The sequence below is a fragment of the Eggerthella timonensis genome, assembly GCF_900184265.1.
Classification (GTDB): domain Bacteria; phylum Actinomycetota; class Coriobacteriia; order Coriobacteriales; family Eggerthellaceae; genus Eggerthella; species Eggerthella timonensis.
This window is the reverse complement of record NZ_FXXA01000002.1, coordinates 3,639,444-3,659,268: the sequence shown is the minus strand read 5'-3', so window position 1 is coordinate 3,659,268 and position 19,825 is coordinate 3,639,444. Positions and strand designations below refer to the sequence as shown.

Genomic DNA, 19,825 nt, shown 5'->3' with positions numbered 1-19,825 from the left:
AGGGCGGCTTGGTGGACACTCCCCAACCCGAATCGACAAAAACCGATAAGGCGAAGCGCAGCTTCCTCATAGTGTGGACGATCGTGGGCGGCATCCTGCTCACGGCCGTGCTCGTCTACCTGTTCAACATCCTCAGCGTGCCGGTGGGCATCATCATATGGACCACCGTCATCGTGTTCTGCCTGCGCGGGCCCGTGAACAAGCTCCAGAAGCTCGGCGTGCCCCGCGTCGCCGGCACGACGATAGCCTACCTGCTCATGTTCGTGACGCTGGCCCTCGTGGGCTTTTTGCTGTTCTCGCCGGCTTTCGGCCTGGGCGGCCAGTTCACCAGCCTCGTTGAAAGCGTCCCCGGTTACGTGCAGACCATCATCGGCTGGGGCAACGACCTGTATTCCCGCTACGCCGACCTGCTGTCGAACAGCACCGTGCAGGATTGGCTCAACCAAGCGCTCAAGGCGTTGGCCGATTGGGCCTCGTCGTTCGTGCGCGACAGCACCACGGGCGTGGTGGCCATCGGCACCGGCGTGGTCAACAGCTTCGTCGCCATCGGCTTCGCGCTGGTCGTAGCGTTCTGGATGCTCATGGAGCTGCCCGAGCTCGGCCGCGAGAGCATGCGCCTGGCCGGTCCGAAGCGCAAGGAAGACCTTGAGATGCTGCACGTCACGTTCACGCGCGTGATGGGCGGCTACATCAAGGGCACGCTCCTGCAATGCGCGGTCATCGGCGTGGGGTGCGGCGTGCTGTTCGGCGTCATCGGCATTCCGAACTCCGCAGCGCTCGGCGGCATCGCCGGCCTGTTGAACATCGTTCCCATCGTCGGTCCGTGGCTGGGCGGCGCGCTGGCTGCCGTCGTCGGCGTGTTCGTGAGCCCCTGGATCGCGTTGATCGCGCTTCTGGGCACCATCGCCATACAGCAGATCGTCTACACGTTCGTCTCGCCGAAGATCATGGCGAACTCGGTTGACGTGCACCCGGCGCTCACCCTCATCGCGTTGATGGCGGGCTCGGCCATCGGCGGCGCCATGAGCGGCTTCATGGGCTCGCTTGTGGGCATGTTGGCATCGATTCCCGCCGTGGCCGTCGCGAAGGCCGTTTTCGTGTATTATTTCGAAAAACGAACCGGTCGGCGCCTCGTGTCCGAAGACGGCGTGTTCTTCCAGGGCAGCACCGGCGCCGACGGGGCGATCGACCCCATCGCCGACGCCACGGCGCCGCACCCCGACGTGTCTGCGGCGTTCGAACGCGTCGAGCAGCGCAAGGCCGAAGCGGAGAAGAAGGCGCTGCATCGCAAGAAGCGCTGACCGGTCGGTGTCCAGCGATCGTGCATGTGTGGGGGTGCGCGGATGCCGAGGCGTCCGCGTTGTCGAGAGTGGAGCAGCGGGCCGTGCAACGCGGCCCCCGAGGAGATAGAAAGACACGACTATGAAGTACATGACCAGCGCGGAGATCCGCGAGAAGTACCTGAGCTTTTTCGAGGAGAAGGGCTGCAAGCGCTGGCCTTCGTCCTCGCTCATCCCCGACGATCCGTCGCTTTTGCTGACGAGCGCCGGCATGGTGCAGTTCAAGCCCTACTTCCTGCAGCAGAAGCACCTCGAGGCCCCCTACATCGGCACGACCACGGTTCAGAAGTGCGTGCGCACGAACGACATCGACATCATCGGCACCACGGGCCGTCACCAGAGCTTCTTCGAGATGCTGGGCAACTTCAGCTTCGGCGAGTACTTCAAGGAGGAGATGTGCGCGTGGGCGTACGAGTTCTCCACCGAGGTGCTGGGTCTGCCGGCCGAGCGCCTGTACTTCACCGTGTACCTCGACGATGACGAGACCATCGAGATCTGGAAGAAGCTCGGCGTGCCCGACGACCACATCTCGCGTCTCGGCGAGGAGGACAACTTCTGGCGCGCCGGGCCCACCGGCCCGTGCGGCCCGTGCTCGGAGATCTACTTCGACCAGGGCGAGAGCTTCGGCTGCGGCAGCCCCGACTGCGCGCCGGGCTGCGACTGCGACCGCTTCCTGGAGTACTGGAACCTCGTGTTCACCCAGTACGACGGCCAGGAGGACGGCTCGTTCGTGCCGCTGCCGAAGAAGAACATCGACACCGGCATGGGCCTCGAACGCATCGCCGCCATCCTGCAGGGCGTCCAGTCCAACTATGAGACCGATGTGCTGCGCAGCCTCGTGGCGGTGGGCGAGCGCCTGAGCGGCGCCGTGTACGGCAGCGACCCGGCCACCGATCTCAGCTTGCGCATCATGGCCGATCACAGCCGCGCCGTGGCGTTCATGATCGCCGACGGCATCCTGCCGTCCAACGAAGGCCGCGGCTACGTGCTGCGCCGTCTGCTGCGCCGCGCCGTGATGAAGGGCCACCTGCTGGGCCTCGACAAGCCGTTCCTCAACGAGTACGTTGACGAGATCGTGAACCTCATGGGCCACGTGTACCCCGAGATCGTGGAGAACCGCGAGCTCATGCGCCGCGTCATCCTGTCCGAGGAGGAGCGCTTCGGCGCGAACCTGCGCCAGGGCCGCGCCTTCCTCGACGAGGCGCTGGCCGAGCTCGAGGGCGTCGTGCTGCCGGGCGACCGCGCCTTCACGCTGCACGACACGTACGGCTTTCCCGTGGAAGTCACGCGCGAGCTGTGCGACGAGCGCGGCATCGAGGTGGACATGGAGGGTTTCGGCCGCTGCATGGACGAGCAGCGCGAGCGCGCCCGCGCGGCCAACACGAAGGATGCCGAGGCGGCCTGGTCCACGTACGGCGGCGTGATGAACGAGATCCTCGAGGCCGTGGGCCCCACCGAGTTCCTCGGCTACGCGAAGAACGACGCCGATGCGCGCGTGCTGGCGCTTGTGAAGGACGGCCAGCAGGTCGACGCGCTGGAGGCCGGCGACGAGGGCCGCATCGTGCTGGACGCCACGCCGTTCTACGCCGAGAAGGGCGGCCAGATCGGCGACACGGGCGCCATGACGAAGGACGACGCCGCCGTGCGCGTGCTGGACACGAAAGAACCCGAGAAGGGCCTGATCGCCCATACCGTGCAGGTGGAGAACGGGCGCGTGAGCGTGGGCGACACTGTGCACGCCGCCATCGACGTGCCGCGCCGCGAGCGCATCCGCCGCAACCACACGGCCACGCACATCCTGCATTGGGCGCTGCGCGAGGTGCTGGGCGACCACGTGAAGCAGGCCGGCAGCTACGTCGCCCACAGCCGTCTGCGCTTCGACTTCACGCACTTCGAGGCCATGACGGCCGAGCAGATCGCCGAGGTAGAGCGCCTGGCGAACGAGAAGATTATGGAGAACCATCCCGTGCGCGCCTACGAGACGTCGCTCGCGTCGGCGCGTGAAGCCGGCGTCATGGCGCTGTTCGGCGAGAAGTACGGCGAGTTCGTGCGCGTGCTCGACATCGAAGGGTTCTCGCAGGAGCTGTGCGGCGGCACGCATGTGTCGGCCACGAGCGAGATCGGCTTCGTGAAGATCACGTCCGAGACGAGCGTCGGCGCGAACCTGCGCCGCGTGGAGGCGGTGACCAGCTTCGACGCGCTGGCGTACATGAACCGTGTGGAAGCCGAGCTCAAGGAGGCGGCCGAGGAGCTGCGCGTGCCGCTGTTCGACGTGAGCGAGCGCACAGGCGCGAACGTGAAGCAGCTCAAGGAGCTGCAGACGAAGATGAAGCGCAACCGCCATACCATCGCCGACGACGGCATCACCGCGTTGCTGGAGAGCGCCGTTGACGCGAAGGCCGGCTACCCGGTGGTCTTCGGACGCCTGCCCGAGGCCGACGCGGGTCAGATGCGCAACGCGTGGGACGTGCTGCGCGCGCGCCTCGGCAAGCCGGGCGCCGCGGTGCTGGCCACCGAGAAGGAGGGCAAGCCCACGCTGCTGGCCGCCGGCACGCCGGAGGCGGTGGAGGCGGGCTTCGACGCCGGTGCCATCATCAAGGCGATCTCCCCGAACATCAAGGGCGGCGGCGGCGGAAAGGCCGCCATGGCGCAGGCCGGCGGCAAGGACGCCTCGGGCATCGACGCGGCGCTTCAGGCTGCGCGCGAACTGCTGCTGTAGGGTTGCCGGCTGGACCCGGGCGAAGGGGGTCCGCTGCTCAGACAGTCCTGGCTCGCGCAAACAGCCCGCTGGGCTGTTTGGCTCGTGCGGAACTCGCCTCGGACCCCCTTCGCCCGGGTCCGAGGCGCCTCTGCCGCAGGTTGCGCCGGCTATGCGAGCGGCGCTTCAACCTGCGGGGGCGTCCTTTTCGGCGGCTTCTCCGTGAATCGGAGAAGCCCTTTTTTCATCCTGGAGGAGTGGTCGTGCTGCTGCGCCTGCCAACTCGGGACGTGTGTGGCGGTCTTGTCGTCCTCGTCGATTTCAGACGTGCGAATCGAGTCGAAGGATCCTGTTCGGTCGTTCGCTGGGCTGATTCTGGCAAGAATTTCGAGCTAGGTAAAAGTTATGCATAGCTAACTCGATTAAAAGCGAGCATGTGAGAATACCGACCAGGTGTTTTGCGTGCAAACTACGACGCGAAGATGGTCTCCGGGCGTTCATCATTTACCTAGGTCGATTTTTCTGCCATATTCTCGCACCTCGACGACAAGCCACTGTCTATCGACCGTGCGATTTCCTCAAAAGAGGTTACGAGCATGCTTGCGCTCTTCGCCAGGTTGCCGCACTGACGTACAATAAGCTGAAAGCGGAAAGCCGCGCGTATCCGCCGGTAACATGAAAGGGCTCATCATGCGAATCATGGCGTTGGACATCGGAGAAACGCGCGTGGGGGTTGCGGTGAGCGACCCCGGGGAGCGCGTTGCGTCGCCGGTGGTGGTGCTTCCTTCTGCCGAGGTGCTTTCGTGCGCGAAGCCGTTTCAGCGCGTGCTCGAGGATTGGGAGCCGGAATTGCTGCTGTGCGGGCTTCCCTACACGATGGCGGGCGAGGAGGGGCCGCAGGCCGTGCGCATACGAGCTGCGGCGAAGACCATCTCCGATGCGTGCGGCATCCCCTACGAGTTCGCCGACGAGCGCCTGAGCTCGCAGGAAGCCAAACGGAGTTTGCGTGAAAAGGGCCTGAACGAGCGGGCCATGCGGGGCAAAATAGATATGATAGCCGCGAGTTTGTTTTTGCAGGCGTGGCTTGATGCGCGCCGCGAGGCTTGGTGAAAGAAGAGGACGGTCCATGCCCCAGCACAGGAAGCAAGTCACCTATTCCCAGCGTCCGAACCACGCAGCGCGCTCGGTTCACGCTCGCGGTGAGCGTCAGTTCCGCACGTACGATACCAGCTATATCCGCCCCAAGAAGAGCAAGGGGCCGGCCATCTTCGCGGCCATCCTGGCCGTCGTCGTGCTTGGCGGCCTGGCGTGGGGCGCGCTCACCCTGTTCAACAGCTGCTCCGCGCAGCCGGTCGAGCTTCTGGCCGAGGGCCAGGAAGCCACCATCGTGGTGGCCGAAGGCGCCGGCGCCAAGGCCATCGGCGAGGACTTGCAGGAGGCCCGCCTGGTAACCAGCGCATCCGACTTCACGAAGCGCGTGAACGAGCTGGGCGTCGACTCCCAGCTCAAGCCCGGCACCTACACGTTCGCCGGCGGCATCACGCTCGATCAGATCATCAACGAGCTGCAAGCCGGCCCCGCGTCGAACGCGCTCACCATCCCCGAGGGCAGCACGCTCGCGGCTACCGCCCAGAGCGTCGCGAGCTTCACCGAGAACCGCATCACGGCCGACGCGTTCACCGCCGCCGCGTCCGACGCCAGCGTGTACGCGGCCGACTATGCGTTCTTGGCCGACGCGGGCACGAACAGCCTCGAGGGCTTCCTGTTCCCGAAGACGTACGAGATCGGCGAGGACGCCACGGCCGAGTCGGTCGTGCGCATGATGCTCGACCAGTTCCAGACCGAGACTGCGAGCCTCGACTGGTCCTACCCGCAGAGCCAGGGCCTCACCATCTACGACGCGGTGAACCTCGCCTCCATCGTGGAGCGCGAGTCGTCGGGCGACGAGCAGATCCGCGCCCAGGTGGCCTCCGTGTTCTACAACCGCCTGAACAACTTCGGCGATCCGAACTACGGCTTCCTGCAAAGCGACGCGACCACGGCCTACGAGCTGGGCAAAGATCCCGAGCCTGCCGACCTTGAGAACAATACGCCGTTCAACACGTACCTGAACCAGGGTTTGCCGCCCACGCCCATCTGCTCGCCGGGCCTCGACTGCCTCAAAGCCGTGTGCAGCCCTGCGCAGACGAACTACTACTTCTTCTACTTCGCTAAGGACGAGAGCGGCGCGATGCAGTACTACTTCAGCGAGACGTACGAAGAGCATCAGCAGACGTTCTCGTAGGACGTAAGCGACAACGACATGGCCTTCCTCGAACCCGACCGCTACTTCGCGCGCATCTCGCGCATCGACATCGACCGCGACCTGCTGGCGCTGGGCTATCGCAACGTGCTCTTGGACGTGGACAACACCATTCTCACGCGTGACACCCATGAGGTGCCTCGCGACGTGGGATTCTGGCTGGCGAGGGCGCGCGATGCGGGCATCTCGTTCTGCCTCGTGTCCAACAACTGGCACGAAGGCGTGTACCACCTGGCGAACCGCCTGTCGCTGCCCATCGTGGCGAAGGCCGTCAAGCCGCTGCCGCCTGCGTTCCTCATGGCGCTCGGCAAGCTGGGCGCGAAGCGCGCCGAGACGGTGGTGGTGGGGGATCAGCTGGTCACCGACGTCATGGGCGCGCACTTCCTCGGCATGAAGGCGTACCTGCTGGCGCCGCTCGTGGAGCAGGACCTGCCCCACACGCTGCTGCTGCGCAATTTCGAGCGCGCCGTCATGGGCGAGCGGAAGCCGGAAGGAGCCACCACGGCGTCGAATGCGGTTCCCTGCGAGGAAGGCGAAGGCGCATCTCTCAGCGCATCGGATTTGAACGAGCGAGCGGAAGGATCATCATGACGGAGCACCTCTACCTGCTGGGCCATCCCATCGCGCACTCGCTGTCTCCGGCGATGTACAACGCCGTGTACGAGCGTCTCGGGTTGCCGTGGCGCTACGATTTGGCCGATTGCGCAACCGAGGACGAAGCGCGGTCGTTCCTCGATGCGCGCGACTTCCTATCCATCAACATCACCACGCCCTACAAGCCGCTCGCGTATCAGGCGGCCACGGCGAAAGCCGCTACCGCGAAGCTCGCCCAGGGAGCGAATGTGCTGGTGAAGAAGGGCGGCGCGCTCATCGGCTTCAACACCGACGGCCAGGGGTGCGTGGCCTACCTGGAGCGCACGGGCTTCAGCTTCGCGGGCAAGCGCGTTGCCGTGTGCGGCACGGGCCCCACGGCGCTGTCCATCCTGCATGCGTGTTCCATCGCGGGCGCCGACGTGGCCATGCTCGTCGGTCGCGATAAGGAGCGTTCGCGCAAGGTGCTCGAAGGCTACGTCGAGCGGTTCGGCCTGCTGGCGAACGCCACAGTGGATCTGCCACCCGCGCAGGCGCACCATCGCAGCTTCCGTGCGGCCTACGAGCGCACCACGTTCAAATTCGGAAGCTACACCACGTCCACGAAGGCCCTGGCAGCGGCCGATCTCGTGGTGAACGCGACGCCGCTCGGCATGAACGAGGACGACGGCGCGCCGTTCGACACCGCGCTTTTGCGCGCAGGGCAGGCCGTGTTCGACGCGGTGTATGGCCACGGCGAGACGGCGCTCGTGCGCGCCGCGCGCGAAGCGGGATGCACGGTGCACGACGGCGCCGGCATGCTGGTGGCGCAGGCGGTGGCCACGGTCCATGCCGTGTGCGATCTCGCCGAAGCGGATGTCGCCCTCGCCGATGACGAGCTGTTCGCCCTCATGGCCGAAGCCGCAGGGTTCGACCTGTAGGACTGGGGCGGGCGAGACAGGGGGACGGGGTAATTGTCTCATTTTGCGAGCAAAATGAGACAATTACCCCGTCCCCCTGTCTCGCCCGCCGTCCCTCTGTCTCGCCCCCGTCCCGTTCGTAGATGCGGCGTGCGATCTGCTTTTCGCTGACCTTGCCTGATCGGTAGGGTACAATACGATACGAACATCATTCGTATCAGCGCGGAAAGCGACAGACTATGCGATACCTAACAGCAGGCGAGAGCCACGGTCCGTGCCTCACGGCCATCGTCGATGGCGTCCCCGCGGGCCTGAAGATCTCCGAATCGCAGATCAACACCGACCTCGCGCGTCGGCAGTCCGGCTATGGGCGCGGCGGTCGTCAGCGCATCGAGCGCGACACCGTGGAGGTCGTCTCCGGCGTGCGCTTCGGGCGCACGCTGGGAACCCCCATCGCGCTCGTGGTGCGCAACCGCGATTGGGAGAACTGGACCGACCGCATGGCCGCGTTCGGCGACGCTCCCTCCGACCTCACGCGGGAGGTCACGCCGCGCCCCGGCCACGCCGACCTCGTGGGCGCGCTCAAAACCGACACGTCCGACTGCCGCAACATCCTCGAGCGCGCGAGCGCCCGCGAGACGGCGGCACGCGTGGCGGCGGCCGGCATCGCGCGCGAGTTCTTGGCCGACCTGGGCGTGGAAGTGTTCTCGTACGTCACGTCCATCGGCGGCGCTTCCTTCGACGAGGACGACGCGCTCATGAACGCCCCCGACTACAAGCCGCTCGCCATCGAGACGAGCGAGGTGCGCTGCCCTGACGAGCAGGCCACGGAGGCCATGAAAGCCGAGATCGACCGCGCGAAAGATGCGGGCGAGAGCCTGGGAGGCACGTTCCGCGTCGTGGTCACGGGCCTCGTGCCCGGCGTGGGCGGCTACGCCTCGGCGGGCGACCGTTTGACCTCGCGCTTGGGCGCGGCGCTGTTCTCCATCCCCGCCATCAAGGGCGTTGAGTTCGGCATGGGCTTCGAAGCGGCGCGCCGCCCGGGCTCGGAGGTGCACGACCCCATAGCGCTCGACAAGCAAGCCGGCTTCGTGCGCACGTCGAACAACGCGGGCGGCCTCGAAGGCGGCATGACCACGGGCATGCCCCTCATCGTGTCCGCGGCCATGAAGCCCATTCCCACGCTCATGACGCCGCTCGAGACGGTGAACCTCGACACGCTCGAGGTGGAGGAGGCGTCCAAGGAGCGCAGCGACACGTGCGCCGTGCCCGCCTGCGCCGTGGTTGCCGAGAGCGAGGTGGCGTTCGTGCTGGCCGAGGCGTACCTCGAGAAGTTCGGGCGCGACAACATGGCCGACATCAAGGCGGCCGTGAAAGCCTACCGCCAGCGGCTCAGGACGATGGCGCGATGAGGCACGAGGCTTCGAGGCGACCTCGCGTGGTGGGGGAGCTTACGCGCCCCGTGTTCTTCGTGGGGTTCATGGGCGCCGGCAAAACCTCGGTCGCACGTCGTTTGGCGCGCACCTGCGGCGTGGCGTCGGTGGACATGGACACGTACCTCGAGCGTCGCGAGGGCAAGCGCGTGAAGGAGATCTTCGCGCAGGCGGGCGAGGACGGTTTCCGCGCCATCGAAACCGACGTGCTGCGCGAGCTGGCCGGCAAGGAGCCGCTGCTCGTGTCGTGCGGCGGCGGCGTGGTCAAGCGCGACGAGAACCGCGACGTGCTCAGGGATGCCGGGTTCGTCGTGTACCTGCAGGTGACGGCCGACGAGGCGAAATCGCGCATCAGCGACACCTCCACGCGCCCCCTGTTCCAGAACCTCGATGCGGCGCGCAAGACGTCCGAGGAGCGTCTGCCTCTGTACGCCGAGGTAGCCGATCTCACTATCGACACCGCCGGCAAGAACGTGGCAACCATCGCGCGCGAAGTGCAAAACGCGCTTGAGAAGGAGGGCGTCCTGTGCCTGCAACGAAAGTAATCGTCAACATCCCCGGTGAGGAAGCCTACGACGTGCGCATCGGCGGCGGCGTGCTGGCGAATTTGGGCGCGCATCTGCGCCGGATTCCCGCGCTTTCCGAAACCGAGCGCGCGCTTCTCATCACCGACGAGAACGTGGCGCCGCTCTACCGCGCGGACGCGAAGGAAGCGCTCGTGCAAGCGGGGTTCCGCGTGAGCGACATCGCCGTGCCCGCGGGCGAGGGGTCGAAGTCCATCGAGGTGGCGGGCGAGATCTGGGAAGCCATGGCCGAGCTTGCGCTCGGGCGCGATTGCGCGGTGGTGGCGCTCGGCGGCGGCGTGGTGGGCGATCTCGCCGGGTTCGTGGCCGCGTCCTACATGCGCGGCGTGCCGGTGGTGCAGGTGCCCACGACGCTGCTGTCGATGGTGGACTCGTCGGTGGGCGGCAAGACCGGCGTCAACCTGGCGGCCGGCAAGAACCTCGTCGGCGCGTTCAAGCAGCCGTCGTACGTGTGCGCCGACACGGCCACGCTCGCCACGCTCGATGAGCGCGAATGGGCCTGCGGCTGCGCGGAGATCGCGAAGTCGGCCCTCATCGACTCCGACGAGTTCTTCTTCTGGCTCGTCGACGCGGCCGGCGCGCTGGCTGCGCGCGACGACGTGGTGGTCGAAGAGGCCATCGCCCGCTCGGTGGTGTTCAAGGCCGACGTGGTGGCCGCCGACAAGTCCGAGAGCAAGGGCGTGCGCGAGTGCCTGAACTACGGTCACACGTTGGGGCATGCGGTGGAATCGCTGGCGGGGTACGGCACGTTCTCGCACGGCGCGGCGGTGGCCGAGGGCATGCGCTTCGCCGCGCGCATGGCCGTGTCGCTGGTCGATGCGCCGCTCGATTTGGTCGAGACGCAGGATTCCCTGCTCGACGAGCTGGGCCTGCCCGCGCTCGACTGGTCGGCCGAGCCCGAGGCCATGCTGGAAGCGATGAAGCGCGACAAGAAGGCCCGCCACGGCCAGGTGCGCTTCGTGCTGCCGCGCGACGTGGGCTCCTGGCAGCTGGCCGACGTCGACGACGACATCATCCTCGAGCACCTCGCCGCCTGGCGCCGCTCGAAGGGGTAAGGACAACACGCGCAAGGGAAGCGGATAGCGATGAAGAACATTCTGGTGCTGAACGGGCCGAACCTCAACCTGCTGGGAGTGCGCGAGCCCGACGTGTACGGCACGGTGACGCTCGCCGACATCGAGCGCGAGGTGGAGGCGTACGCGGCCGAGCGCGGCGCGCACGTCGACTGCTTCCAGAGCAACCACGAAGGCGCGCTCGTCGACAAGCTGCACGAGGCGCGCGGCGCGTACGACGGCATCGTCTACAATCCCGGCGCGCACACGCACTACTCCTACGCGCTGCGCGACGCCGTCTCGTCCATCGACGTCCCCACGGTGGAGGTGCACCTGTCCGACATCTCGGCGCGCGAGGAGTTCCGCCGCACCTCGGTCATCGCGCCGGTGTGCGTGGCGCAGATCAAGGGGAAGGGCAAGGAGGGCTACAAGGAAGCCGTGGACGTGCTCTTGGCCCTTGAGCCGGTCGAACGTCCTGTGGGCTCCGTTTCGCAGCCTTCGGCGCAAGGGGACGAGCTGCGCGCTGCCGCGCCGCTTGCCGCCCCGCGCCTCGACCGCCTGCGCGCCGTCTGCGCCGACGCGGGCATCCGCACGTTCTTCGCGCGCGACACCTCGAACATCGCCTGGCTCACCGGGTTCGACGGCGTGTTCGACGACGAGGACGCCCATGCGCTGCTGGTCACCCCGCACGACGCGGTGCTCCACACTGATTCGCGCTACAGCGAGGCCGCGCGCGTCGCTGCCGCCGACGAAGGGGCCATCGCGGTCGACGACGCCCGCGTCACGCACGCCGCGTTCGTGGCCTCTGCGTTCACCGCGCGCCACGGCGAGCAGCCGGCAGCCGAGGCCGACGCCATCGTGCTCGGCATCGAGGACTCCCTGACGCTCGGCTCCTACCGTGCGCTCGAAGCGGCCTTCGCCGACGCGCCCGCACGCCCGCAGCTACGCGAGACGTCCGACTTCGTCCTCGGCCTGCGCGCCGTGAAAGAGCCGCTCGAGATCGTCCGCATGAAGGCGGCCCAGGCCATCACCGATGCCGCGTTCGCGCACATCGTCGCGTTCATGCGCCCTGGCATGACCGAGCGCGCGGTGCAGATCGAGCTTGAGGACTTCATGCGGCGTCACGGCGCCGAAGGCCTGGCGTTCCCCTCCATCATCGCCACGGGCGCGAACGGCGCGAGTCCTCACGCCATTCCGGGGCAGACGGTGCTCGAGACAGGTCAGTGCGTCGTGCTTGACTTCGGCGCGCGGGCGCACGGCTATTGTTCGGACATGACGCGCACCGTGTTCCTCGGCGAGCCGTCCGCGCGGATGCGCGACGCCTATGCGGCCATCCGCAACGCGAACGAGCAGGTGGAGGCCGCGCTCAAGCCCGGGGTCACCGGCAAGGCCATGCACGAGCTGGCCGAGCGCGTGCTCGCGGACGGCGGTTACGCCGGCAAGATGGGCCACAGCTTGGGCCATGGCGTGGGCATCGACATCCACGAGCTGCCCGTGCTGTCGCCGCGCAACGAGTCTGCGCTGACGGTGGGCAACGTGGTGACGGTCGAGCCGGGCGTGTACCTGTCTGGCGAGTTCGGCATGCGCCTGGAAGATTGCGGCGTGATCACGGCCGACGGCTTCGAGGTCTTCACCCAGTCGACTCACGACCTGGTGGTGCTGTAGCGGGCAGGTCCGCATAGCCGTTCTTAGGCGTGGGGGTCTTCCCAAAGAGCCTTGAAAAGCTGTTCTCGCAGCTCCAGGTGCTTGCGCGTGAATTCGGGGTCGCGGTACCGCAGGCGTTTGCCAGTCGCCTTCGCCACCTGCCGCGCAAGACGATTGAAGGTGCTGCTATCCGCGATGTGCCCAGGGAAAACCGTTACCACGGTGAATCCGAGCGCGATGAGCGTGCTGCGCCGTCGCGCATCGCTGCTTTGTCGGTCGGAGTCCGCATGGTGCAGCTCGGAATCGTACTCGACGGCGAGCTTGGCGTCGGGCCAGCAAAGGTCGCACAGGCAATAGCCTCGGTCGGCCAAATCGCGCCTGCTGGGCGGCACGTCGACGCGATAGTTCAGCACCGGCTTCTTCAACCCGTAGCCGCCCAGGTTGTTCGGCAGATACAGCAGCAGGGCGAGCAGGGTTTCCATAGCCGAGGCCGAGCCGTCCAGCAGGTAGCGCGTCGCGCGCAGCGCCTTGGCTCGCCCGGGCGCGCCCGCTGCAGCTTCGACGAAGGCCCGAAGTTTGGCAGCTGTCGTGAGCGACGCGTCGTGCGAGACCGCCGGACCGTCGTCGACCAACGCGTATGTTCCGCATAGTTCCAGCCCGAGCTGCACGAGTTGGGCGACGGTCATCTCGCGGGCCATCTGAAGGAAGCAGAACTCAGGCGTGCTGACGAGGAAGCCTTGTCCTGCGTCGACGAACGAGTTTGCCGGCAGGGTCGTCCACTTATGGCTGACCAGGCATGCTGTCGTCGTTCTGGCTTCGGTTGTGCCGACGATCGCGCGAACGGGAAGCTTGCATCCGGCCGGCCGGCGGTTTCCTTGCGCGAGCCGCGGCTTCGAGGAAGACGTCAACGCTCTCGCCGCACGGCGCGTGGCGGCCCTGCGTTCTTGGTATCCGCGCAGGAAACCAGGACCGACCAATCGCCAGTATTCAAGAGCGGAGCGATATCCAACGAGTATGTCCATGTCGGCCACTATAGAAGAATCTGGCAGAAAAATCGAGATAGGTAAATGGAACAGCAAGGAATGACCCTTAGTGCAGCGATGGCGTGAGCAAAACGCCAGGTCGCACATTCCTCAAGCTGTCTTTGAGGGCGGTTGCCCGTATGGAAATTTACCTACCTCGATTTTTTTGCCGCAATCGGGGATGCCGGCGACCGCGTGCACGGCTGGGAGGCGGTGTGCACAGGTGGGAGGCCGCGGCACGCGCAGATGGGAGGCGGCGTGAACGGCTGGGAGACCGCGCGCATGTCGGCAACCGCGTACGCAGGTGGGAGGCGGCGTGAACGGGTGGGAGGCGGCGCGCATGTCGGCAACCGCGTACGCAGATGGGAGACCGCGCGCATGTCGGCAACCGCGTACGCAGGTGGGAGGCGGCGCGCATGCCGGCGACCGCGTGCGCATATGGGCGACCGCATGCTCAAGTGGGAGACCGCGTGCGCATGCCGGCAACCGCGTGCACACGCGTCGTCGACCTCGCCCTGCCCTGATTTTTTTCTGATACCCTTGATGTGCGAGCGTCAGGCCAGCTCTTCATGAGTATAATGAACCAGTTTGAACGCTGATCGGGCCCCGCGGCACGCAGCGGATCGCCCGTGAACGAAAGGAATACCGAATATGGCTATCTCTACCGCCGATTTCAAGAACGGCATGTGCATCGAGTTTAACGGCAAACTGTGCACCATCGTCGAGTTCCAGCATGTGAAGCCCGGCAAAGGCAGCGCCTTCGTCCGCACGAAGCTGCGCGACATCAAGACGGGCCGCGTCATCGACAACACGTTCAACGCCGGCGTCAAGGTGGAGTCCGTGCGCCTCGAGACGAGGAAGCTGCAGTACCTCTACAACGACGGCGCCGACTTCAACTTCATGGACAACGACACCTTCGAGCAGATGGCCATCCCGGCCGACACCGTGGGCGATGCCGCGAAGTGGCTCAAGGAGAACGACGAGGCGTCGCTGCTGTACGCCGGCGACGAGCTGATCAGCATCGAGCCGCAGATGTTCGTCGAGCTCGAGGTCACGCATACCGAGCCCGGCTTCAAGGGCGACACGGCCACCAACACGACGAAGCCCGCCACGCTGGAGACCGGCGTCGAGGTGCAGGTTCCCACGTTCGTCGAGATGGGCGACATCCTGCAGATCGACACCCGCGACGGCCGCTTCATCAAGCGCGTCTAGCGCCAACCGAGCACGTTCGTAACGAGGGCGCCCCACGGGGCGCCCTCGTTCGTTTCGGCTACAACCGCGCGTGGTTGTCGGGCGGGGGAAGGGGATAGTCCTTCAGCTTGTAGGCGGCGAGGTCGAGCAGCTCGCCGGGATCCACGTCGAGCGCACGGGCCAGCTTCACGATATCGGAGAGCCGCACGTCCACGAGGCCGCCTTCGAGGTTGCTGATGCGCGGGTGCTTCGTGCCCACCATCTCGGCCAGCGTGGTTTGGGAAAGTCCTTCGGAGGTTCGCACGTCGAGAAGCCGGCTGCCCAGGTCGGCGGACAAGCGCTGGACAAGGGGATCCTTGCGCGCCATCTTCTCGTTTTTGCTCATCTCGCTCATACAGCAAGCGTAACGGCGCGCAAAACGCAAGCCGTCATCCAGCGGTTACAATGCTGGTTCTTTTTGATGAGCGCGCCGCATACGTATCCCGAGGCGAACCTCCCGCCGCTCTAAATCTGTTGCTTGTCGGTGAATTTCCCCGGTCGTCGCCTTGGCGGCGTGGGGTTACTCTATAATTCTTGTTTCGATCTTTGACTAACTGCAAACCGAAGGGGGTGTGAGTTCATGCCAAGGCTTCAGATCATGGATACCACCATCCGTGACGGCCAGCAAAGCCTCTGGGCCACGCGCATGCAGATCGGCGATATGCTGCCGATCCTGCCTAAAATGGACCGTGTCGGGTACTGGGCCATCGAGGCGTGGGGCGGTGCGACGTTTGACACGTGCATGCGCTTCCTCGACGAGAACCCGTGGGAGCGACTGCGATCTATCAAGGCGCAGACGCCGAACACGCCGCTCTCGATGCTGTCCCGCGGTCAGAACTTGGTGGGGTACAAGCACTATTCGCGAGACATCTGCAATCATTTCATCAAGGCCGCGAAGCGCAATGGCGTGCATGTCTTCCGCGTGTTCGACGCGCTCAACGACATCCGCAACGTCGTCGACAACGCCGAAGCCATCAAGGAATGCGGCGGCCACTTCGAAGGAGCCATCTCCTACACGATGTCGCCGGTCCACACGCTCGACAGCTTCCTCGACTACGGTCAGAAGCTCAAGGACCTCGGTGCCGACTCCATCTGCATCAAGGACATGGCGGGCATGCTCACGCCGTACCGCACCGAGCGCATGGTGAAGGCCTTCAATGCCGAAATCGGTTTGCCGCTGCACATCCATTGCCACTACGTCGGCGGCATGGCTCCCGCCAACATCCTCAAGGCCGCCGAAGCCGGCGCCGCCATCGCCGACACGGCCCATGCGCCGCTGGCGTTCGGCAACTCGCACCCGGCCGTCGAGATGATCGTCGCCGCGCTCCAGGAGAGCCGTTACGACACCGGCCTCGACCTCGATCTCTTGTTCGAGATCGCCGAGTACTGGGAAGGCGTGCGCAAGCGCGGCCACTACAAGCGCGGCGTCTCGTCGCTCACGCACATGCAGGTGTACTCGCACCAGGTGCCGGGCGGCATGATGTCGAACCTCGTGTCGCAGCTGGAAATCCAGAACGCGGCCGACCGCCTGCCCGAGGTCATGAAGGAGATCCCGAAGGTGCGCGCCGAGGTGGGCTACCCGCCGCTCGTCACGCCGATGTCGCAGATCGTGGGCACGCAGGCCGTGTTTAACGTGCTCACCGGCAAGCGTTGGAGCGTCGTGTCCAAGGAGATGAAGGACTACATCTGCGGGTACTACGGCAAGGCGCCGGGCCGCATGGACAAGGACATCGTGGCGAAGGTCGTGGGCAACTCCGAGATGCTGCCGCCCGACGTGGCGCCCGGCTCGCTCGTCACCACCACCTACGCGCAGGTTGAAGAAGAGATCGGCGACCTTGCGAAGAGCGAGGAAGACGTGCTCATGTACGCCCTGTTCCCGAACGAGGCGCGCACGTTCCTCAGCAAGCACCGCACATCGGAGAAGGTCGACTTCCTCATGGAGCAGGAGTCGAGCCACACCAAGGAGGACGATTACGTGGACATCAATCAGATTCGCGAGCTGGTTCGCGTCGCCGAGGAAAGCGGCGTCGGCGAGATCGTAGTTGAGGAAGAGGGCACCCGCATCGCCGTGCGCATGCCGGGCACCCTGTCCTCCGAAGCCGCTGCTGCTGCCGCCGCTCCGGTTGCCGCTGTGGCCCCGGCTCCGGCAGCCGCCGCTCCTGCCGCCGCAGCGGACGACGTCGAGCGCCCCTCCGACTGGTACGCCGTCACGGCTCCCATGGTGGGCACGTTCTACGCGTCCCCCGCGCCGGGCGAGCCTCCGTTCGTGCAGGTGGGCGACGAGGTTGCCGCCAACCAGACGCTGTGCATCGTCGAGGCCATGAAGCTCATGAACGAGATCGCAGCCGAGGAGATGGGCACCGTCCGCGAGGTGTGCCTCGAGGACGCGTCCCCCGTCGAGTTCGGCACGGTGCTGTTCTACGTCGAGCCGCATGGCGCCCCGGCCCCGGCCCCGGAGACGGCGTAATGTTTAAGAAGATCCTGATCGCCAACCGCGGCGAGGTCGCCCTGCGCGTCATGCGCGCCTGCAAGGAGCTGGGCGTGAAGACGGTCGCGGTCTACTCGACCGAGGACGCCAACACCTACCCCGTGCAGTACGCCGACGAGGCTGTGTGCATCGGCCCTGCTCAGGCGAACAAGAGCTACCTTATCATACCGAACATCATCGCGGCGGCGAAGACCACTGGCGCGGAGGCCGTGCATCCCGGCTACGGCTTCCTCGCCGAGAACGCCGACTTCGCCCGCGCCTGCGCCGACAACGACCTCGTGTTCATCGGGCCCAGCCCCGAGTGCATCGAGCGCATGGGCGACAAGAGCTCCGCGCGCGAGACCATGAAGGCGTGCGGCGTGCCCACCGTCCCGGGCTCCGACGGCTGCATCGAAACGGCGGCCGAGGCCAAGGCATTCGCCGACACCGTGGGCTATCCCGTGCTCATCAAGGCGACGGCAGGCGGCGGCGGCAAGGGCATGCGCGAAGTGCACGACCCGGCCGACCTCGAGGCGCAGTACGCCGCGGCCCGCAACGAGGCCGGCGCCGCGTTCGGCAACGACGGCGTGTACCTGGAGAAGCTCGTGCTGCGCCCGCGTCACGTGGAGATCCAGGTGCTGGCCGACGACTTCGGCAACAACATCGCCCTGTGCGAGCGCGACTGCTCCGTGCAGCGCCGCCATCAGAAGCTCATCGAGGAAGCGCCCTCGTCGGCGCTGACCGAGGACCTGCGCCGCGCCATGGGCGTGGCGGCCATCAAGGCCGTGCGCGCCACGAACTACAAGAACGCCGGCACCATCGAGTTTCTGCTCGACGAGCGCGGGTCGTTCTACTTCATGGAGATGAACACGCGCGTGCAGGTGGAGCACCCGGTGACCGAGCAGATCACCGGCACCGACATCATCAAGGAGCAGCTGCGCATCGCCTCCGGCGAGCCCATGAGCTGCGCCGACCGTGCGCCGTTCTCGCCTGCGGGCCATGCGATGGAATTCCGTATCAACGCGGAAGACCCCCAGCACGGCTTCCGCCCGTGCCCCGGCACCATCACGAAGTTCGAGGCTCCGGCCGGCCCCGGCGTGCGCGTGGAAAGCTACGTGCGCACGGGCTCGCGCATCTCGCCCTACTACGACTCGCTTGTGGCGAAGCTCGTGGTGTACGGCCAGGATCGCGAGGAAGCGCTCGCGCGCGGTCGCCGCGCGCTCGACGAGTTCGTGATCGAGGGCATCGAGACTACGATCGCGTTCCATCGTCGCGTGCTCGACAACGCGGTGTTCTGCTCGGGCGACGTGACCACCGACTTCATCGAAACCCAGATGGGAGACGTACTATGACAGAGCTCAACGTCGACGGCATGGCGCTTGCGCCGGGCGTCGTCGAAACCATCGTGTCCATTGCGGCCAACGAAGTGGAAGGCGTGGCCTGCATCGGCCCGTCCACCACGAGCGGCCTGCGCTCCGTGTTCGGCAGCAAGCCGACCACGCAGGGCATCGAGATCACCGTGGGCGAGGACGACAAGCTGCAGATTTCCATTCGCGTGGACGTGTACTACGGCTTCGTGCTTCCCGACCTCGCCGCCAGCATTCGCCAGGCTATCTCCGATGCGGTGACCAGCCAGGTGGGCATTCCCGTGGGTGCCGTGGACGTGTACATCGACGGCATGCAGTTCGCCCGCTAAACGCCCGGAGGCTTTAAGTATCTATATGGCTGCCAAACGACATGAACGAACCAGCGCGCGACGTGCCGCGCTCCAAGTGCTCTATACGAGCGAGATAACCGACGAGTCGCCCGCGGCAATCGCCGAGGGCGACCTTCGCCTCGAAGAGGACGGTCCGCTGCCCGAGTACGCGCTCAAGCTCGTGCTGGGCGTGGAATCCCATCGCTGCGCCATCGACAACCACCTTGCGGCCACGTCCGAGAACTGGTCGCTGGCCCGCATGCCTATCGTCGACCGCTCCATCCTGCGGTTGGCCACGTTCGAGATGATGTACGTCGACGACGTGCCCACCTCGGTCACCATCAACGAGGCGGTGGAGCTGGCGAAGGATTTCGGCGGCGAGGACGAGTCGCACCGCTTCGTCAACGGCATCCTCGGCCGTATCGCAAAGATGCTGGAAGGGGAGGAAGGCGAGGAGGCCGACGCCCCGAGCGACGCCTCTGAGGCGCCCGCCGATGGCGACGCTGCTTCCGACGGCCTCTCCCCTGACGCTGCGGATACCGCATGCGACCAGGTTGAGCCCTTTGCGGCCCAGGACGACAAGTCGCCGGAAGGAGAGCTCTCCCATGGCGCTTGAGTCGTATGATAGCTTCGAGGCGGTGAAAACCCGCCTCGACGAGATCGTCGACGCGGTGAGCGACGACGAGTTGGCGCTCGACGATGCGCTCGCCCTGTACGAAGAGGCGGTAGGGCTCGGGCTGCGCGCCAGCGACCTGCTCGAGGAGAATATCGAAACGCAACAGAGCGTCGAGGGAGCGGACGAGGTGTCGGACGAGCCGTCCGACGATGCGCCCGCACAGGAGACGGGTGCGCCGGTTTCGGCGTAGC

The 19,825-nt window shown here is 66.1% G+C and carries 18 protein-coding genes and 1 pseudogene; 17 read left to right on the top strand and 2 right to left on the bottom strand.

Going from position 1 to position 19,825, the window contains the following annotated elements; genetic code table 11:
• Positions 1-11 precede the first annotated feature (11 nt).
• The 11 genes and pseudogenes from C1A15_RS15685 (at position 12) to C1A15_RS15635 (ending at position 12,564) form a co-directional block, all read left to right on the top strand.
• Entirely contained in the window at positions 12-1,301 is a 1,290-nt protein-coding gene (locus tag C1A15_RS15685; protein WP_101723827.1) for an AI-2E family transporter, read from the top strand.
• Positions 1,302-1,422: 121 nt separating this feature from the next.
• Complete coding sequence (gene alaS / locus C1A15_RS15680) at positions 1,423-4,059, top strand: alanine--tRNA ligase (RefSeq protein WP_101723431.1); 2,637 nt, start codon at positions 1,423-1,425, stop codon at positions 4,057-4,059.
• 669 nt (positions 4,060-4,728) lie between these two features.
• Positions 4,729-5,148, top strand: a complete 420-nt coding sequence (gene ruvX, locus C1A15_RS15675) for a Holliday junction resolvase RuvX (protein ID WP_101723826.1) — start codon at positions 4,729-4,731, stop codon at positions 5,146-5,148.
• Between the two features lie 16 nt (positions 5,149-5,164).
• The gene (gene mltG, locus C1A15_RS15670) at positions 5,165-6,322 is read left to right on the top strand and encodes an endolytic transglycosylase MltG (protein WP_101723430.1); all 1,158 of its coding nucleotides are present in this window, start codon (positions 5,165-5,167) and stop codon (positions 6,320-6,322) included.
• 18 nt (positions 6,323-6,340) lie between these two features.
• Positions 6,341-6,931, top strand: coding sequence for a YqeG family HAD IIIA-type phosphatase (locus C1A15_RS15665; protein ID WP_101723429.1), 591 nt, complete (start codon positions 6,341-6,343; stop codon positions 6,929-6,931).
• Positions 6,928-7,851, top strand: a complete 924-nt coding sequence (locus C1A15_RS15660; RefSeq protein WP_101723428.1) for a shikimate dehydrogenase family protein — start codon at positions 6,928-6,930, stop codon at positions 7,849-7,851. Before C1A15_RS15665 ends, C1A15_RS15660 begins: the two co-directional genes overlap by 4 nt.
• Before the next feature lie 218 nt (positions 7,852-8,069).
• On the top strand, positions 8,070-9,242 hold the full coding sequence (gene aroC, locus C1A15_RS15655) for a chorismate synthase (protein WP_101723427.1): 1,173 nt from the start codon (positions 8,070-8,072) through the stop codon (positions 9,240-9,242).
• A gap of 26 nt (positions 9,243-9,268) precedes the next feature.
• The gene (locus C1A15_RS15650) at positions 9,269-9,808 is read left to right on the top strand and encodes a shikimate kinase (RefSeq protein WP_101723426.1); all 540 of its coding nucleotides are present in this window, start codon (positions 9,269-9,271) and stop codon (positions 9,806-9,808) included.
• Positions 9,790-10,902, top strand: coding sequence for a 3-dehydroquinate synthase (gene aroB, locus C1A15_RS15645; RefSeq protein WP_101723425.1), 1,113 nt, complete (start codon positions 9,790-9,792; stop codon positions 10,900-10,902). Before C1A15_RS15650 ends, aroB begins: the two co-directional genes overlap by 19 nt.
• Positions 10,903-10,932: 30 nt before the next feature.
• Positions 10,933-11,346 (top strand): annotated as a pseudogene (aroQ, locus tag C1A15_RS15640) (type II 3-dehydroquinate dehydratase); the annotation flags it as partial.
• A 69-nt stretch (positions 11,347-11,415) separates the two neighbouring features.
• On the top strand, positions 11,416-12,564 hold the full coding sequence (locus tag C1A15_RS15635; RefSeq protein ID WP_101723825.1) for a M24 family metallopeptidase: 1,149 nt from the start codon (positions 11,416-11,418) through the stop codon (positions 12,562-12,564).
• Positions 12,565-12,587: 23 nt separating this feature from the next.
• On the opposite strand, the gene C1A15_RS17295 is transcribed toward C1A15_RS15635, so the two are convergent.
• Positions 12,588-13,622: a hypothetical protein gene (locus C1A15_RS17295; RefSeq protein ID WP_245865055.1), complete on the bottom strand. Its 1,035-nt coding sequence runs from the start codon at positions 13,620-13,622 to the stop codon at positions 12,588-12,590.
• 594 nt (positions 13,623-14,216) lie between these two features.
• On the opposite strand from C1A15_RS17295, the gene efp reads away from it, so the two are divergent.
• Positions 14,217-14,777: an elongation factor P gene (efp, locus tag C1A15_RS15625; protein WP_101723424.1), complete on the top strand. Its 561-nt coding sequence runs from the start codon at positions 14,217-14,219 to the stop codon at positions 14,775-14,777.
• A gap of 58 nt (positions 14,778-14,835) precedes the next feature.
• On the opposite strand, the gene C1A15_RS15620 is transcribed toward efp, so the two are convergent.
• Entirely contained in the window at positions 14,836-15,141 is a 306-nt protein-coding gene (locus C1A15_RS15620; RefSeq protein WP_245865054.1) for a helix-turn-helix domain-containing protein, read from the bottom strand.
• Positions 15,142-15,375: 234 nt separating this feature from the next.
• Here C1A15_RS15620 and accB point away from each other — a divergent pair, with 234 nt between their 5' ends.
• The 5 genes from accB to C1A15_RS15595 are packed head-to-tail and all read left to right on the top strand — an operon-like array spanning position 15,376 to position 19,824.
• Complete coding sequence (accB, locus tag C1A15_RS15615; protein WP_101723422.1) at positions 15,376-17,262, top strand: acetyl-CoA carboxylase biotin carboxyl carrier protein; 1,887 nt, start codon at positions 15,376-15,378, stop codon at positions 17,260-17,262.
• Positions 17,262-18,614, top strand: coding sequence for an acetyl-CoA carboxylase biotin carboxylase subunit (accC, locus tag C1A15_RS15610; protein WP_101723421.1), 1,353 nt, complete (start codon positions 17,262-17,264; stop codon positions 18,612-18,614). Before accB ends, accC begins: the two co-directional genes overlap by 1 nt.
• The gene (locus C1A15_RS15605) at positions 18,611-18,958 is read left to right on the top strand and encodes an Asp23/Gls24 family envelope stress response protein (protein ID WP_015761248.1); all 348 of its coding nucleotides are present in this window, start codon (positions 18,611-18,613) and stop codon (positions 18,956-18,958) included. Before accC ends, C1A15_RS15605 begins: the two co-directional genes overlap by 4 nt.
• Positions 18,959-18,983: 25 nt before the next feature.
• Complete coding sequence (nusB, locus tag C1A15_RS15600) at positions 18,984-19,574, top strand: transcription antitermination factor NusB (protein WP_101723420.1); 591 nt, start codon at positions 18,984-18,986, stop codon at positions 19,572-19,574.
• On the top strand, positions 19,564-19,824 hold the full coding sequence (locus C1A15_RS15595) for an exodeoxyribonuclease VII small subunit (RefSeq protein ID WP_101723419.1): 261 nt from the start codon (positions 19,564-19,566) through the stop codon (positions 19,822-19,824). The genes nusB and C1A15_RS15595 overlap by 11 nt, the downstream gene beginning before the upstream one ends.
• The last annotated feature ends 1 nt before the right edge of the window (position 19,825 follow it).